12 protein-coding genes and 1 pseudogene are annotated in these 16053 nt (G+C 71.7%); 9 read left to right on the top strand and 4 right to left on the bottom strand.

Going from position 1 to position 16053, the window contains the following annotated elements:
• Nucleotides 1-180: 180 nt before the first annotated feature.
• Both ACFY23_RS19705 and ACFY23_RS19700 read right to left on the bottom strand, forming a co-directional pair.
• Nucleotides 181-432, bottom strand: a pseudogene (locus ACFY23_RS19705) (hypothetical protein); the annotation flags it as partial.
• Complete coding sequence (locus ACFY23_RS19700) at nucleotides 429-2093, bottom strand: PspC domain-containing protein (protein WP_350684242.1); 1665 nt, start codon at nucleotides 2091-2093, stop codon at nucleotides 429-431. The pseudogene ACFY23_RS19705 and the gene ACFY23_RS19700, both read right to left, overlap by 4 nt.
• Nucleotides 2094-2264: 171 nt before the next feature.
• Between ACFY23_RS19700 and ACFY23_RS19695 the strand changes: the two genes are divergently transcribed.
• The 3 genes from ACFY23_RS19695 to ACFY23_RS19685 all read left to right on the top strand — a co-directional run bounded on the left by ACFY23_RS19695 (nucleotide 2265) and on the right by ACFY23_RS19685 (nucleotide 5576).
• A complete protein-coding gene (locus ACFY23_RS19695; RefSeq protein WP_350684241.1) occupies nucleotides 2265-3530 on the top strand; it encodes a PspC domain-containing protein in 1266 nt (421 codons plus the stop codon).
• Nucleotides 3530-4216, top strand: coding sequence for a response regulator transcription factor (locus tag ACFY23_RS19690; protein ID WP_350684240.1), 687 nt, complete (start codon nucleotides 3530-3532; stop codon nucleotides 4214-4216). Before ACFY23_RS19695 ends, ACFY23_RS19690 begins: the two co-directional genes overlap by 1 nt.
• A gap of 187 nt (nucleotides 4217-4403) precedes the next feature.
• Complete coding sequence (locus tag ACFY23_RS19685; RefSeq protein WP_350684239.1) at nucleotides 4404-5576, top strand: Cys-Gln thioester bond-forming surface protein; 1173 nt, start codon at nucleotides 4404-4406, stop codon at nucleotides 5574-5576.
• 68 nt (nucleotides 5577-5644) lie between these two features.
• Here the strand turns inward: ACFY23_RS19685 and ACFY23_RS19680 are convergent, their stop codons facing one another.
• A complete protein-coding gene (locus tag ACFY23_RS19680) occupies nucleotides 5645-6379 on the bottom strand; it encodes a PIG-L deacetylase family protein (protein WP_350684238.1) in 735 nt (244 codons plus the stop codon).
• Nucleotides 6380-6809: 430 nt separating this feature from the next.
• On the opposite strand from ACFY23_RS19680, the gene ACFY23_RS19675 reads away from it, so the two are divergent.
• From ACFY23_RS19675 to ACFY23_RS19655, 5 genes are all read left to right on the top strand, one after another.
• Complete coding sequence (locus ACFY23_RS19675) at nucleotides 6810-8453, top strand: ABC transporter substrate-binding protein (protein ID WP_350684237.1); 1644 nt, start codon at nucleotides 6810-6812, stop codon at nucleotides 8451-8453.
• A gap of 146 nt (nucleotides 8454-8599) precedes the next feature.
• The gene (locus ACFY23_RS19670) at nucleotides 8600-9526 is read left to right on the top strand and encodes an ABC transporter permease (RefSeq protein WP_350684236.1); all 927 of its coding nucleotides are present in this window, start codon (nucleotides 8600-8602) and stop codon (nucleotides 9524-9526) included.
• Nucleotides 9527-9601: 75 nt separating this feature from the next.
• A complete protein-coding gene (locus ACFY23_RS19665) occupies nucleotides 9602-10579 on the top strand; it encodes an ABC transporter permease (RefSeq protein ID WP_350684235.1) in 978 nt (325 codons plus the stop codon).
• Between the two features lie 26 nt (nucleotides 10580-10605).
• A complete protein-coding gene (locus ACFY23_RS19660; RefSeq protein WP_350684244.1) occupies nucleotides 10606-11628 on the top strand; it encodes an ABC transporter ATP-binding protein in 1023 nt (340 codons plus the stop codon).
• Entirely contained in the window at nucleotides 11621-12634 is a 1014-nt protein-coding gene (locus tag ACFY23_RS19655) for a dipeptide ABC transporter ATP-binding protein (protein WP_350684234.1), read from the top strand. Before ACFY23_RS19660 ends, ACFY23_RS19655 begins: the two co-directional genes overlap by 8 nt.
• Nucleotides 12635-12762: 128 nt before the next feature.
• Here ACFY23_RS19655 and ACFY23_RS19650 read toward each other — a convergent pair whose 3' ends face one another.
• Nucleotides 12763-13152 carry a chorismate mutase gene (locus ACFY23_RS19650; protein WP_350684233.1) on the bottom strand — a complete coding sequence of 130 codons (390 nt, stop codon included), beginning with the start codon at nucleotides 13150-13152 and terminating at the stop codon, nucleotides 12763-12765.
• Nucleotides 13153-13598: 446 nt separating this feature from the next.
• On the opposite strand from ACFY23_RS19650, the gene pcrA reads away from it, so the two are divergent.
• Complete coding sequence (pcrA, locus tag ACFY23_RS19645; RefSeq protein WP_350684232.1) at nucleotides 13599-16004, top strand: DNA helicase PcrA; 2406 nt, start codon at nucleotides 13599-13601, stop codon at nucleotides 16002-16004.
• Nucleotides 16005-16053 lie beyond the last annotated feature (49 nt).

The raw sequence follows: 16053 nt of genomic DNA, 5'->3' as shown, positions 1-16053 counted from the left end.
GCCGACCGTCGGCGCGCCCGACATCGGCGCGGACACGTCCCACTCGGATCGCCCGCCCCAGTCGGACCGCCCGGTGCCCCATGCCGCCGGCTCGTCGGCCGGGGCCGGCCGGTCGAGGTCCCACCGGGTCGGGTCGACCTCGGTGGGGAGCCGGTCCGGCTGGTCGCCGCCGGGCCCGGCGGCCGGCTGGCTGGGGGTGGGCGCGACCTCGTCCGGGGTGGGCGCGACGCCCTGGGCGTTCGCGGCGGAGCGCCCGGAGCGCAGCGCGCCCACCAGGCCGAGGAGACCGATCAGGATCAGCGCGCCGGCGAGGAACCAGCCGACGGGCGGCAGGGCGAGCCCGAGCAACTTGGCGAGCAGCCACCACGCGGCGAGCCCGACGAAGATCAGCCCGAAGGCGAAGGACACGATGTCGGTGCGGTGGGCCTTCACCGGGTCACCTCCAGGTTGCCGGCGTTGATGTGGACGTAGAGGCGCAGCGTGCCGCCGCCGGCGCCGTCGGCGCCCAGGTCGACCGTCTCCCGGAGCGGGCCGTCCAGCCCGCCGGAGCGCTTGCCGAAGACGACCGCGTCACCGGCGTTGACGTCGGCCACCGTGGTGACGTCGACGTTCGGCGGCACCACCACGGTGCACTCGCCGAAGTTCACGGAGACGGTGATCTCGGTGTTCTTCTTGTCGAAGTCGACCGCCCGCAGGTCGAGGACCGCGTCGCCGAAGCTGTTCTCGTACCGGACGGCGAGGTCGCGGTGGTCGGTGGGGGCCCAGGTGACGTTGCCGTCGACGCCCCGTACCCGGTCGTAGGACTCGGCGACGGTGGCCACCCCGAGGGCGGCGGCGGCCACCACGCCGAGCGCGATCAGCCACCGCGCCCTTCCGAACCAGGTGCCGACCAGCAGGCCGAACCCGATGGTGGCCAGGGTGGCGGCGAAGTACCCCGACGCCCCGACGTCGGCGACGTCCAGCAGGTCGACGACGGCGACCGCGCCGAGGGCGAGGAAGATCAACGAGAAGGTCACCGCGCCGAGCGGGGAGCGCTCACGTGGGCGCTTCGGCGGCTTCGGCGGTCGCGGCGGCTTCGGCGGCTGCGGCGGGATGCCCGCCTGGCCGGCGTACGGGCCGTGCGGGGCGAACGGGGGCCGGTAGCCCGGCGGCAGGGGCGCGGGGCCGGCCGGGGCGGGTGCGCCCCCCGAGGTCGGGGCGGGCCAGCCGGACGTGGGCGCGGCCGGCGGCCAGCCGGCGGTCGGCGTACCCCCGGGGACGGGAGCGGGCGCGGGCGGGGCGGCCGGCGGCCAGGCGGGCAGCTCGGCGGTCGGCTCGGCCGGCTGGCCGGCGACCGGGACGCCAGCCGCGGGCGTGGCCGGGGCCGGGGTCCCGCCGGGCGCCACGGCGACGCTCAGCGGGGCCTGGTACGCGGCCGGCGCGGGATAGCCGACCGGCGGTACCGGGCCGGGCGGGGCGGGCGGTGCGGGCGGGACCGCGTCGGCCGGCGTGGCCCCGGTGCCCCGGTTGTCCCGGTTGAGCATCAGCGCCCCGCCGATCAGGATCGTGGCGCCGAGCAGCACCGCCCGGAACGCGTCGGTGACGATGTAGCCGAAGCTGATCGCGACCAGGATGCTGAGCACGATCACGGTGATCGGGGACATGCTGGAGCGGCCCCGGCCGAGCATCGACTCGACGGGGGAGGCGCTGTCCCCCTCGCCCGGGATGATCAGCCAGGCGGTGACGTACACCAGGATGCCGATGCCACCGAAGAAGCCGAGCACGGCGAGGAGCACCCGCCAGAGCACCGGGTCGGTGTTCGTGGCCCGGCCGATCGCCGCGCAGACGCCGGCCAGGTAGCGACCGTCGCGGGGGCGGACCAGCCCGTACCGGGAGGTGAAGCCGACGCCGCCGGACGGCGGCTGCGGCCCGGCGCCCGGATCCACGCCCGGTCCGGTGGCGGGCGGCGGCGTCCACCCGGCCGCGCCCGGCGCGGCCACCGGCGGCGCCCCGAAGGCGGTGGACGCGGGCCCGTCGGCGGGCGTCGCGGCGGGTGGCGGTCCACCCGGCTGTGCCGCCCCGGGACGGGGGGACTGGGCAGCTTCCTCGGTCATGCCCTCGATCCTGCTGCCCCGACCGCCCGGACGACCTCAGGACCCGACCCTGACCCCACCCTGAGATCCCGGCGGCCGGAATGTCGGGGGCGTCCCCGTGGTGGGGTGGCGGCGCAGCGTGTGACGATCGAACCGGCGCCGGCAGCGGACGGCCGCCGGCCCGTGCCAGTCGTGACCAGGGAGCCTCCGATCGACGCCGTGACCCAGCCACCTCGCCTCTACCGCGCCCCCGAGCACCGGATGGCCGCCGGGGTGGCCGCCGGCATCGCCGACCACCTCGGCATCTCGGTGCGCCGGGTGCGGCTCGCCTTCATGGTGCTGCTCGGGCTGAGCGGCTTCGGCCTGCTGCTCTACGCGGCCTTCTGGGCGGTCGTGCCGCTGCGGCCCGGCGACACCGGCGTGCCGCCCCGTCGGGACGTCGCCCAACTGCTGCCGTTCGTGGCGATCGGCCTCGGCGTGCTGATGGTGCAGGTGATGCTCTTCGACTCGGTCGGCGCGGCCGGCACCGCCGGCTGGCTCGTCGCGATCATCGCGGTCGGCGCCGGGGTGATCTGGCACCAGTCGGCGCCGGAGCGGCGGCGGCAGTGGGGCGACTCCATGCCGGTGCCCTGGCTGGGCGCGGTGGTGGAGGAGAGCGACCGGCGGGCCTTCGTGCTGCGGTTCATCGGCGGCGGGGTGCTGGTCGCGGTCGGCATCATCGGTGTCGCCGCGGTCTACTCCCCGGCGCAGAACTTCGACGCGGTGCTCAACGGCGTGATCTTCGCGCTGGTCGGGCTCGCCGGGGTCGGGGTGGTGGCCGCGCCGGTGCTGTGGCGGACGTGGAACCAGCTCCGCTCGGAGCGCGAGGGGCGCATCCGCGAGCAGGAGCGGGCCGAGCTGGCCGCTATGGTGCACGACCAGGTGCTGCACACGCTGGCTCTGATCCAGCGCAACGCGGCCGATGTGAAGACGGTCCAGCGGCTCGCCCGGGGGCAGGAACGCTCGCTGCGCAACTGGCTCTACAAGCCCACCGGATCGCCGACCGAGCGCTTCGCCGCCGCCCTGGAGCAGGCCGCCGCCGAGGTCGAGGACACCTTCGCGATCACCGTCGAGGCGGTGGTGGTCGGCGACCGGGAGACCGACGAGCGGGTGGGCGCGCTGGTCGCCGCCGCCCGCGAGGCGCTGGTGAACGCCGCCCGGCACGCCGGGGTACAGACGGTCTCGCTGTACGCCGAGGTCGAGCCGGAGCAGGTCAGTGTCTTCGTCCGGGACCGGGGGAAGGGCTTCGACCCGGCTACGGTGGAGGATCACCGGCATGGCGTCCGGGGCTCGATCATCGGGCGGATGAAGCGGCACGGAGGCCGGGCGGAGATCCGGTCCGAGCCGGGGGAGGGGACCGAGGTCCGGTTGATCCTGCCGATCTCCCGGGACTCGTCCACGGCGGAAAGGGACAAGTGATGACCGAGCAGTCGATGGGACCGGTCGAGGAAGCGGGTGCCGGCGCGGAGCGGCTGCGGGTCTTCCTCGTCGACGACCACGCCATGTTCCGCGCGGGGGTCCGCGCCGAGCTGGGCGCGCACGTCGAGGTGGTGGGGGAGGCGAGCACGGTCGGCGAGGCCGTCACCCGGATCGCCGCCACGCTGCCCGACGTGGTGCTGCTCGACGTGCACATGCCGGACGGCGGCGGCCGGGCGGTGCTGGAGGCGATGCGGCGTACCCACCCGCAGGTCAAGTTCCTGGCGTTGAGCGTCTCGGACGCGGCCGAGGACGTGATCGGGCTGATCCGGGCCGGCGCGCGGGGCTACGTCACCAAGACGATCTCCCCGGATGAGTTGGCCGCCGCGATCCGCCGGGTCGCCGACGGCGACGCGGTGTTCAGCCCCCGGCTGGCGGGGTTCGTGCTGGACGCGTTCGCGGCCCGTCCGGACGCGCCGGTGGCCGATCCGGAGCTGGACCAGCTCACCAACCGCGAGCGCGAGGTGCTGCGGCTGCTCGCCCGGGGGTACGCCTACAAGGAGATCGCCAAGGAGCTCTACATCTCGATCAAGACGGTCGAGACCCACGTGTCGAACGTGCTGCGCAAGCTCCAGATGTCCAACAGGTACGAGTTGTCCCGCTGGGCGGCCGACCGCCGGCTCGTGTGATCCACTTCTTTCTCCCACCATTTCGGGCGGAAGTGACGAATCTGCCTCGCAGGGGCTGACAAACGATCAATTCGCGTCCCATAATGCCCCGTCGCGTTCTCGCGTGCGGGTGGTGCGAACCCGCGGGAACGGCGGCTTCACTCACCCGCCGTGAGCGGGTACCCCTGGGGAGAGGTACGCGAATCCGATGTTCGGAAAACGAGGACGGCGCTGGGCGCGAATCGCCCTGGCGACCGTCGCCGGTGGTGCGCTGGCGCTCGGCTTCGCCGCGCCGGCCGCCGCCGAAACGACCGGTGTGGCCGGGTCGGTTGAGGGCACGAAGCTCACGCTGAAGCTCAACGGCGTGGATAAGACCACGTCGCAGCTGCGGTTGAAGATCGACGGTGAGTGGGCGCCGGCGTTCTGCATCGACTACCGCACGCAGGTGGCGATCGGCGGCACGTACGCCGAGGACACCTGGACGGAGTCCCGGGTGCCGAACCTGGGCAAGGTGCAGTGGGTGCTGACCCACGGCTACCCGAACGCCGACAAGGCGAAGCTCCTGGCCGCGGCCGGCGCCACCGTGCCGCAGGGCGTGACCGCTTCCGCCGCCGACAACCTGCTCTACTTCGGCACCCAGACCGCCGTCTGGCACTTCAGCGACGGCGTCACCCTCGGCGACTGGGAGCCGGGCCTGCTCCCGCAGGCCGGCGAGCACGCCGAGCAGTCCTACGCCGTCATCAAGAAGGTCCACGACTACCTCGTCGCCAACGCCACCGACCAGCCGGAGCCGAAGGCCGAGCTGAGCGTCGACCCGGCCGGCGTGAAGGCCACGGTCGGCGAGAAGGCCGGCCCGTTCACGGTCAAGGGCCCGGCCGGCGACATCACCGTCACGGTCAGCGGTGGCTCGGCGGTCGACGCCGAGGGCAAGTCGGTCACCACGACCACCAACGGCGGGCAGTTCTGGCTGACCGCGGACGCCGCCGGCGAGGTCGAGGCGACCGTCTCCGCCGAAGGCTCGGTCTCCTTCGGCCGGGTCTTCCTGTTCACCGGCGAGCGGGCCGCGCAGAAGCTGATCCTCGGTGGCAGCGCCGGTGAGACCGTGACCGCCAAGGCCCGGGCCACCTTCGCCGCCGCCCCGACCGGGTCGCCCACGCCCAGCGCTCCGGCGGAGTCCCCGAGCGTTCCGGCCGAGTCGCCGTCGCCGAGTGCCCCGGTCGAGAGCCCGGCCCCGTCGACCTCGCCCGCCAGCAACGGCGGGGACCTGCCGCAGACCGGCTCCCCGATCGCCGCCGCGATCGCGGCCGGCGTGGCGCTGCTGGCCGCCGGTGCGGTCACCGTGCTGGTGGTCCGCCGTCGCAAGCTGCGCTTCACGGCCTGACCGACGTCCGTTCCGCGGCCCCGGCCCCGGCGCCCGCCCCGCGCGGTGCCGGGGCCGGACCCGTTCGGTCACCCGGTACGCAGCACGGTGAACGCCTCGGCCATCCGGCCGGCCGGCAGCCCGGCCTCGCCGGCCGCCGTGGTGAGCTGGTCCCGCACCCAGGTCTCCACGTCCATCTGCGCGGTCTGCGAGTGGTGCGCCCGCATCGCGGCGACCTTGCGCGCGTACTGCCCGGTGACGTCGACGGCGTGGTCCGGCGCCGGGCCGCCGGCGTACCAGATCTCGCGGACCACCCACGGCTGGAGCCCTTCGGCCAGCAGTTCCGGGTGGGCGCACGGGTTGCGCGCGTCCGGGTAGACCGCGCAGGTCGCGGCCTCGCCCACGGCGAGGTGGTCGGGGTGGCCCGGCCCGGCGAGGTGCTCCCACCGGCGTAGCGGCGAGGTGGTCAGCACCCGGTCGGGCCGGTGCCGGCGGATCGCCGCCGTGATGTCCCGGCGCAGGTCGAGCGCCGGGGCGAGGGCGCCGTCGACGTACCCGTCGAGGAACTCCACCTGCCGTACCCCGACCGCGGCGGCCGCCGCCCGCTGTTCTTCCTCCCGCAGCCGGGTCACCGACCCGCGCGGGGTGCTGCCGCAGCCGCCGGCCTCGCCCCGGGTGACGATCAGGTAGACGACCTCGATCCCCTCGTCCACCCAGTTGGCCATTGTGCCCGCACAGCCGAAGTCGATATCGTCCGGATGGGCAAAAACTGCCAGTGCCCGGACGACGTCCGAAAGTGCGGGCGCAGACGCGGGGAAGCTCACAAACGTCGAGCGTACGCCTGGCTTCGCCCTCCCGCAGAACGTATCTTTCCTGCTCAGAGCGGTACGACCAGGACCGTTCATGATCTTTTTTCAAGTATCGGCAACGTGGCGGGCAACTAACGGCTTGATAACGGCACCTTCACGGAACGGGCCGGTAAGTGTCACAGTGGCAGCACCTCGCCCCTCGAGTGAGGCACTCCGTACGGCTCGATGACCACGGCCGCTGTCTGTCGACGGTGCCCCGTGGTGGTCTCGCGTGCGCGGTGCCGACCCCGGCTGGCGGGGTGGCCCGGCGGATCGGTACAACTGCTTGTCCCGATTTCACTGCGGTGAAACCGGCGTCCCGCACTGCGGGCCGGCGGACGCGTCACCCCCCTTGCGTGCGTGAAACCCACGACGGAACCAGGTTAGAAAGAGGAGGCCCCTCGGAATGAGAGTCTCGAAGCGGGCAGGCAGCGCGGTCGCGCTGGGCGCGGCGTTCGCGCTCGTCGCGACCGGTTGCTCGAGCAGCGACAGCGACGGCGGCGACGCCGGCGCCAGCGCCGACGGCGCGATCACGATCGAGGGCACCCAGCCGGAGAACGGCCTGGTCCCGTCGAACACCACCGAGACCGGTGGCGGCAAGATCATCGACTGGATGTGGACCGGTCTGGTCGAGTACCCGAACGACGGCAGCGCTCCGCGCAACGCTCTCGCCGAGTCGATCGAGACGACCGACTCCAAGGTCTACACGATCAAGATCAAGAAGGACACGAAGTTCCACGACGGCACCCCCGTCAAGGCCAAGAACTTCGTGGACGCCTGGAACTGGGGCGCCTACTCGCCGAACGGCGCGCAGAACGGCAGCTTCTTCGCCGACATCCAGGGCTTCGCCGACGTCCACACCGAGGACCCGGACGGCGCCGAGGGCCCGCAGAAGGCCCCCGAGCCCAAGGCCAAGGAGATGACCGGCCTGAAGGTCGTCGACGACTGGACCTTCGAGGTCACGCTCGCCGCGCCGACCGCCGTGTTCCCGACCAAGCTCGGCTACAGCACCTTCATGCCGCTGCCGGACGCGTTCTTCACCCAGGGCGCCGAGGCCTTCGGCAAGAAGCCGATCGGTAACGGCCCGGTCAAGTTCGTGTCGTGGGAAGACGACGTCCAGATCAAGCTGCAGCGGTTCGACGACTACACGCTGCGCGACAAGATGAAGATCAAGGACGTCACCGTCAAGATCTACCAGGACGACACGGCGGCCTACAACGACCTGCTCGCCGGCAACATCGACTTCATGCAGCAGGTCCCGGTCTCCTCGCTCGCGGGCGACAAGTGGAAGCAGGACCTGGGCGAGCGGGCGGTCTCCTCGACCACCCCGTCGACCGGCATCATCGCCTTCCCGATCTACGACAAGCGCTTCCAGAACGCCAAGCTGCGCAAGGCGATCTCGCTGTCGATCAACCGCCAGGAGATCAGCGACAAGATCTTCTTCGGCAACCGGAAGCCGGCCGACAGCTGGGCCAACCCGCTGACCCCGGGCGCCAAGCCGGGTAACTGCACCGCCTGCCAGTTCAACCCGGAGGAGGCCAAGAAGCTTCTGGCCGAGGCCGGCGGCTTCACCGGCGAGCTGGTCATGTACTACAACGCCGACGCCAGCCACAAGGAGTGGATGGAGGCCGTCGCGCAGCAGGTCAAGACCAACCTGGGCATCAACGCCCGCGCCGAGGGCATGCCGACCTTCGCGGTGTTCCGCCAGAACATCAACGCCCACAAGATGAAGGGCATGTACCGCGCCGGCTGGCAGCAGGACTACCCGGACGTGGAGAACTGGGTCAACCCGCTCTACGTGAAGGGTGGCTCCTCGAACGACGGTCTGTACAGCAACCCGCAGGTCGACACCCTGGCCCGCGAGGCCAGCTCCTCGCCGAGCCTGGAGGCCGCGCACGAGAAGTTCGCGCAGGCGGTCGCCCTCATCGACCAGGACGTTCCCACGATCCCGGTCTACTTCGGCGGTCAGCAGTCCGGCCACTCGGAGAAGATCAAGAAGCTCGAGCTGACCAACGTCGGCGAGCTGGACCTCACCTCGGTCGAGCTCTGATCCGAACGGTCTGACCCCGGGTCGGGCTCACCTACCGGTGGGCCCGACCCGGGCCGTTCCGTGAGGGAGTGTTACAACAGTCCCTCGCCACGTCCGTCATCCCCGTGTCGGCCGTCCGACGCGCCCCCTGTCTGGAGGACCACCCCATGGGCCGTTATCTGTTGAGACGGCTGCTCCAACTCATCCCGGTCTTCATCGGAACGACGTTCCTGATCTACTGGCTCGTCTGGTCGGTGCCCGGCGACCCGTTCGCCGGCAAGTGCGGCGACCGCGCCTGCCCGGACAGCTACGTCAACATGATGACCGAGAAGTTCAAGCTGGATCAGTCCATCTGGGTGCAGTACGGCAACTACATGCAGAACCTGTTCCAGGGCGACTTCGGGCAGACGTTCGGCGGCCGGGAGATCGGCGACATCATCGCCACGTCGTACCCGAACACCCTGAAGCTGGCCCTGGTGGCCCTCGTCATCGAGGCGCTCATCGGCCTCACCGCGGGTGTGCTGACCGGCCTGCGCCGTAACGGCTTCCTGGACAACCTGGTCCTGGTCTCCAGCCTCTTCCTGATCGCGCTGCCGATCTTCGTCATCGGCTTCGTGCTCCAGTGGGTGCTCGGCGTGCAGTGGAGCATCATCAAGCCCACCGTCTCCAGCGAGATGCGCCTCTCGGAGTTGATCGTGCCCGGCTTCGTGCTGGGTAGCGCCTCGATGGCGTACATCGCCCGGGTCGCCCGGACGAGCATCGCCGAGAACCGGCGCGCCGACTACGTCCGCACCGCGATCGCCAAGGGCCTGCCCATGCGCCGGGTGGTCGGGGTGCACCTGCTGCGCAACTCCCTCATCCCGGTGGTCACGCTGCTCGGCACCGACCTCGGTGCCCTGATGGGCGGCGCGATCGTGACCGAGGGCATCTTCCAGATCAACGGGATCGGCCGCCAGGTCTTCCGCGCGATCGTCACCAAGGAGAGCGCTACGGTTGTCTCCATCGTGGTGGTCCTGGTGCTGGTCTATCTGTTCATGAACCTCCTGGTGGACCTGCTCTACGCCGCCCTCGACCCGAGGATCCGCTATGAGTGAGCGCAGCGAACGAAACCTGGTCATTGCAGCGTGCCCGGGCACCCACGCCCGGGTCGAGCGGAGCGAGGTGCCGGCATGAGCGACCCCAGTGCCGCGTCGATCGTCAGTACGCCCCCGGCCACCGCGCCGACCGAGCTGGGCGCGCCCACCAACGCGGGCCAGCCGGAGAACGCCCGCAAGGAGAAGCCGCGCGGCCTGCTCGGCGACGCCTGGCTCATCCTGCGTCGCAAGCCGCTGTTCTGGATCTCCGCCACGTTCATCGCCATCTTCCTGGTGATGACGGCGTTCCCGTCGGTCTTCAGCTCCGGCGACCCGGCGAACGGCTCGCTGAGCAACAGCCTGGTCGGCCCGTCGTCGGACGCCTGGTTCGGCTACGACGTGCAGGGCCGGGACGTCTACGCCCGGGTCATCTACGGCGCCCGCGCGTCGATCGTGGTCTCCGTGCTCTCCGTGCTCGGCGTGCTGCTGATCGGCGGCGCGATGGGCATCATCGCCGGCTACCGGGGCGGCTGGGTGGACGCCCTGCTCTCCCGCGTCGCCGACGTCTTCTTCGGTCTGCCCTTCGTGCTGGGTGCCATCGTGATCCTGACCACCTTCAACGGGTCGGGCACGAGCAACAGCAAGGCCGAGATCATGGCCCTGGTGAGCATGTCCCTTATCGTGCTGGGCTGGCCGGTCGTGATGCGGTTGATGCGCTCCTCCGTGCTGGCCACCAAGGAGTCGGACTACATCGTCGCGGCCCGTGCGCTGGGTGCCGGCACCGGCCGGATCATCCTCAAGCACCTGCTGCCGAACAGCCTCGCGCCGCTGCTGGTCTACGGGACGATCCTGGTCGGCTCGTTCATCGGCGCCGAGGCGACGCTGTCCTTCCTGGGCGTCGGCCTGAAGAGCCCGGTGGTCTCCTGGGGCATCATGATCAACGAGGCCCAGCAGTACATCCGGGTCGCGCCGTACCTGCTCTTCTTCCCGGCCGCCTTCCTCGTCACCGCCGTGCTGAGCTTCGTGGTGCTCGGTGAGACGGTCCGCGAGGCCCTCGATCCGAAACTCCGCTAGGGGCGATTCAGTTGTCCGACATTCTCGTGTCCGAGCAGTCCGCAGCGGGTACCTCCGGTCGCCCGTCCGGCCGTCTGCTCGAGGTCGACGACCTCCGCGTGGAGTTCCGCACCCGGGACGGCGTCGCGAAGGTCATCAACGGGGTCACGTACCACGTCGACGCGGGGGAGACCCTCGCCGTGCTCGGCGAGTCCGGCTCCGGCAAGAGCGTCACCGCGCAGACCATCATGGGCATCCTCGACACGCCGCCCGGTTTCGTCACCGGCGGTCAGGTCCGCTTCCACGGCAAGGACATGCTCAAGATGTCCTTCGAGGAGCGTCGCCGCATCCGCGGCGAGGGGATCGCCATGATCTTCCAGGACGCGCTCTCCGCGCTCAACCCGGTTTTCACGGTCGGCTTCCAGATCGCCGAGCAGTTCCGGGTGCGGCGCGGCATGAGCCGCGCCGACGCCAAGAAGCGCGCGATCGAGATGCTCGACCAGGTCAAGATCCCGAACGCCAAGGGCCGGTTCAGCAACTACCCGCACCAGTTCTCCGGTGGTATGCGGCAGCGCGCCATGATCGCGATGTCGCTGGCGCTGGACCCGGAGGTGCTGATCGCGGACGAGCCGACCACCGCGCTGGACGTGACCGTGCAGGCCCAGATCATGGACCTGCTCGCCGAACTCCAGCGGGAGCGGCAGATGGGCATGATCCTGATCACCCACGACCTCGGCGTGGTCGCCGACGTCGCGGACCGGATCGCGGTCATGTACGCGGGTCGCATCGTCGAGGAAGCCAACGTGTACGACCTGTACGCCAAGCCGGCGCACCCGTACACCATCGGCCTGATCAACTCGATTCCCCGGCTGGACGAGAAGGGGCAGCAGCTCCGGACCATCAAGGGCCTCCCGCCGAACCTGATGAACATCCCGCCGGGCTGCCCGTTCAACCCGCGCTGCCCCATGGCGCAGCCGGTCTGCCGGGAGAAGGTCCCGCCGCTGCTGCAGGTGGGTGCCGGCCGGGCCAGCGCCTGCCACTTCGCCGAGGAGCTGGTGAACCGTGACTGAGAACATCCTCGAGGTCCGTGACCTGGTCAAGCACTACCCGGTGACCCGGGGTGTGGTCTTCAAGAAGACCATCGGTCACGTCAAGGCGGTGGACGGGGTCTCCTTCGACCTCAAGGCAGGCGAGACCCTGGGCGTGGTGGGCGAGTCCGGCTGCGGCAAGTCGACCCTGGCCCGGGTGCTGATGAACCTGGAGCGGCCGACCTCCGGCAGCGTGCTCTACAAGGGCCAGGACATCTCCAAGCTCTCTGGCGGGGCGCTGCGGCGGCTGCGCCGACAGATCCAGCTCGTGATGCAGGACCCGTACACCTCGCTGAACCCGCGGATGACGGTCGGCGACCTGATCGGCGAGCCGTTCGAGATCCACCCGGAGGTGGCGCCGAAGGGCAGCCGCCGGGGCAAGGTGAAGGAACTGCTCGACCTCGTCGGTCTGAACCCGGAGCACATCAACCGGTACCCGCACCAGTTCTCCGGCGGTCAGCGGCAGCGCATCGGCATCGCCCGGGCGCTCGCGCTGCGGCCCGAGATCATCGTCTGCGACGAGCCCGTCTCCGCCCTGGACGTGTCGATCCAGGCGCAGGTGATGAACCTGCTGGAGCAGCTCCAGGGCGAGTTCGGCCTGTCGTACGTGTTCATCGCGCACGACCTGTCGGTGGTCCGGCACCTGTCGGACCGGGTCGCGGTGATGTACCTGGGCAAGATCGCGGAGATCGGCACCGAGGACGAGATCTACGAGCGGCCGACCCACCCGTACACCCAGGCGCTGCTGTCGGCGGTGCCGGTGCCGGACCCGACCGTCCGCGAGAACAAGGCGATCATCCGCCTCACCGGTGACGTGCCGTCGCCGGTCAGCCCGCCCTCGGGCTGCCGGTTCCGGACCCGCTGCTGGAAGGCGCAGGACGTCTGCGCCGAGCAGGTCCCGCTGCTGGAGATCCGGTCGGGCTCGGACCACCCGAGCGCCTGCCACTTCGCCGAGAAGCGGGAGATCGTGCAGACGCACGAGGCGTGACACCCACGGGGCCGCCTGCCGACGTCATCGCGACGACGGCAGGCGGTTTCGTCGTTTCCGGGCGGGCGCGGCGGCCGGCGGCCGGGGCGCAGTGCCCGCGCCGCACGGCCCGCCCGCCCGCGTGCGCCTCACAGAGGGCCGCGACCGGCGCGGAGCAGCAGCAGCGCGAGCTGCGTGCCGTCGGCGCCGAGGGCGACCCGGAAACGTTCCAGGATCTCCCGTTCCCGGGAGAGCACGAGCCGGGTGCCGCCGGAGGCCATCCGGGTCACTCCGACCTCCTGGGAGAGGCGGGCCCGCTCCTGCCACAGCTCGATCAGCGCCCGGTCGATCTCGTCGATCCGTTCCCGGATCTCCACGATCCGGGCGGCCGCGCCCGGTTCCTCCGTGCCGGTGCGCGACTCCGGCTTCGCGTCGTCGGCGCCGCCCGGCGCGTCGACCGGGCCGGGTGCCTCCGGGTCGGGCCGGCCCGCCCCGGGCCGCGTCAGGCTGCCGTTGGACTCCACCACGTCTGTCATCATCGGGTACCCCTCGCCGTCAGGTGCCCGGTGCCCGGATCCCGGGACGGAGAAAGCCCCGGGCTCCAGGAGCCCGGGGCTTTCGTAGGTCTGGTTGATCAGGCGCGACCCACGGCTGCCGGACTCCCGGTGCCGTAGTAAAAGTAGAAGCGCTGACCCAACACGCCGTCGAGTATGCCGACCCCGGGCCGGGCCGCGCAAGGATTCGACCGGACACGTGTCCGGACCCACGGCCCCGGCGCCGTCGCCCGAGGCGGGACCGGAGGCGGCGTACGGCAGCGATGCCGGGACCCGGCACGCCCCGTCCGGCGGCCGGATGGGCGGTGCCGGGCGGGCGGCGCCGGACGGGGTTCGGCGTCCTCGGGGCGGCCGGTCCGGATGACGGCTCGGTCGCACCGGGGTCCACGCGGCGGGGAAGTGTCCGTCCGGCGGCATAGACTCGCCGTGCGATGCATCCTCTCTTCGACATCCCCGTGTCCCCGCCCGCGCCGGCGCCCGCTCCGACCCCGCCGCACCGGCCGGGGTCCGCCGCCGCCCGCCTCGACCCGCAGGCCCTGGTCGAGGGCCTGAACGGGCCGCAGCGCGACGCCGTCACCCACGCCGGCTCGCCGCTGCTGATCGTGGCCGGCGCCGGTTCGGGCAAGACCCGGGTGCTCACCCACCGGATCGCCTACCTGCTGGCCGCCCGGGACGTGCACCCCGGCGAGATCATCGCGATCACGTTCACCAACAAGGCCGCCGGCGAGATGAAGGAGCGCGTCGCGCACCTCGTCGGCCCGCGTGCCCGGCTGATGTGGGTGTCGACGTTCCACTCCGCGTGCGTGCGCATCCTGCGCGCCGAGCACGAGCACGCCGGGCTGAAGTCGACCTTCTCGATCTACGACGCGGACGACTCCCGCCGGCTGATGCAGATGGTCGCCCGGGAGCTCGACCTCGACCCGAAGCGCTACCCGGCGCGCGGGCTGGCCGCACAGGTCTCCAACCTGAAGAACGAGCTGGTCGACCCGGAGGAGTTCGCGGGCCGTGCCAAGGGCCCCAACGAGCGGGCGCTGGCGGAGGCCTACACGCTCTACCAGCGGCGGCTGCGTGAGGCGCACGCGCTCGACTTCGACGACCTGATCATGACGACGGTGCACCTGCTCCAGTCGCACCCGCACGTCGCGGAGAGCTACCGCCGGCGGTTCCGGCACGTGCTGGTCGACGAATACCAGGACACCAACCACGCCCAGTACGTGCTGATCAAGGAGCTGGTCTCGGGCACCGAGGGGATCGAGCCGGCGGAGCTGTGCGTGGTCGGCGACGCCGACCAGTCGATCTACGCGTTCCGCGGCGCGACGATCCGCAACATTCTCGAGTTCGAGCGCGACTTCAGCGACGCCCGGACGATCCTGCTCGAGCAGAACTACCGCTCGACCCAGACCATCCTCAACGCCGCCAACGCGGTGATCGACCGCAACACCTCGCGCAAGCCGAAGCGGCTGTGGAGCGAGGCGGGCGCCGGCGAGCGGATCGTCGGCTACGTGGCCGACACCGAGCACGCCGAGGCCGACTGGGTGGCCCGGGAGATCGACCGGCTGGTCGACGCCGACGAGACCCGCCCCGGCGACGTGGCCGTGTTCTACCGCACCAACGCCCAGTCCCGGGTCTTCGAGGAGGTGTTCATCCGGGTCGGCCTGCCCTACAAAGTGGTCGGCGGGGTGCGCTTCTACGAGCGCAAGGAGGTCCGCGACGCGCTGGCCTACCTGCGCGCGGTGGTCAACGACGACGACACGGTCAGCCTGCGGCGGATCCTCAACACCCCCCGCCGGGGCATCGGCGACCGCGCCGAGGCGTGCGTGGAGGCGCTGTCCAGCCGGGACCGGATCTCCTTCGGCGCGGCGCTGCGCCGGGCCAAGGACGCGCCGGGCATCTCCACCCGGGCCGCGAACGGCATCGCCGAGTTCGTCGCCCTGCTCGACGGCGCCCGTGAGCTGGCCCGGACCGGCACCCCGGAGGAGGTGCTGGAGGCGCTGCTCACCCGCTCGGGCTACCTGACCGAGCTGGAGGAGAGCCTCGACCCGCAGGACGCCGGCCGGGTCGACAACCTCCAGGAGTTGGTCAGCGTCGCCCGGGAGTACACGGAGCGGATCGAGGCGACCGGCGAGGAGGGGGAGCGGGCCACCGTGGCCGGCTTCCTGGAGCAGGTCGCGCTGGTCGCCGACGCCGACCAGGTGCCGACCGACGATCCGGAGCACCAGGGCGTGGTCACCCTGATGACGCTGCACACCGCCAAGGGGCTGGAGTTCCCGGTCGTCTTCCTGACCGGCCTGGAGGACGGCGTCTTCCCGCACCTGCGCTCGCTCGGCGACACCCGGGAGCTGGAGGAGGAGCGCCGGCTGGCGTACGTGGGCATCACCCGGGCCCGGCAGCGCCTCTACCTCTCCCGGGCGGTGACCCGCTCGGCGTGGGGGCAGCCGTCCTACAACCCGCCGTCCCGGTTCCTGGAGGAACTGCCGCCGGAGCTGGTCCGCTGGGAGCGCACCGAGGGGTCGTACACCTCGTGGGCCGGCGGGGGTGGCGGCGTCGGGGGCCGCGCGGACCGCGTGCCCGGCGGGCGCGGCGGCTTCAACGGCGGCACCCCCAAGGCAGCCCAGCTGGCGAAGCGGCTCGGCGTCGACGCCAGCCGGTTGACCACGGCGAGCGAGCTGCCGCAGGGGCCGAAGGTGTCCGCCGGCGACCGGGTCAACCACCAGCGCTACGGCCTGGGGCGGGTGCTCGCGGTGGAGGGGCACGGCCCGGGCGCCCGGGCGCAGATCGACTTCGGCGACCAGACGATGTGGCTGGTGCTGCGGCACGCGCCGATCGACAAGCTCTGAGACGGCCACGGCCCGGCCCGGCAGCACGCCGGACCGGGCCGTCCCGGTC

This window comes from Micromonospora sp. NPDC000121, from assembly GCF_042899165.1.
In the GTDB taxonomy this organism is placed as follows: Bacteria; Actinomycetota; Actinomycetes; order Mycobacteriales; family Micromonosporaceae; genus Micromonospora.
This window is presented reverse-complemented; position numbering and strand designations above follow the sequence as displayed.

Excerpts from the sequence above, each read along its gene's own strand:
- ACFY23_RS19675 (WP_350684237.1), top strand. The coding sequence starts at position 6,810 with ATGAGAGTCTCGAAGCGGGCAGGCAGCGCGGTCGCGCTGGGCGCGGCG.
- pcrA (WP_350684232.1), top strand. The coding sequence starts at position 13,599 with ATGCATCCTCTCTTCGACATCCCCGTGTCCCCGCCCGCGCCGGCGCCC.
- ACFY23_RS19670 (WP_350684236.1), top strand. The coding sequence starts at position 8,600 with ATGGGCCGTTATCTGTTGAGACGGCTGCTCCAACTCATCCCGGTCTTC.
- ACFY23_RS19690 (WP_350684240.1), top strand. The coding sequence starts at position 3,530 with ATGACCGAGCAGTCGATGGGACCGGTCGAGGAAGCGGGTGCCGGCGCG.
- ACFY23_RS19685 (WP_350684239.1), top strand. The coding sequence starts at position 4,404 with ATGTTCGGAAAACGAGGACGGCGCTGGGCGCGAATCGCCCTGGCGACC.
- ACFY23_RS19650 (WP_350684233.1), bottom strand. The coding sequence starts at position 13,152 with ATGATGACAGACGTGGTGGAGTCCAACGGCAGCCTGACGCGGCCCGGG.
- ACFY23_RS19700 (WP_350684242.1), bottom strand. The coding sequence starts at position 2,093 with ATGACCGAGGAAGCTGCCCAGTCCCCCCGTCCCGGGGCGGCACAGCCG.
- ACFY23_RS19665 (WP_350684235.1), top strand. The coding sequence starts at position 9,602 with ATGAGCGACCCCAGTGCCGCGTCGATCGTCAGTACGCCCCCGGCCACC.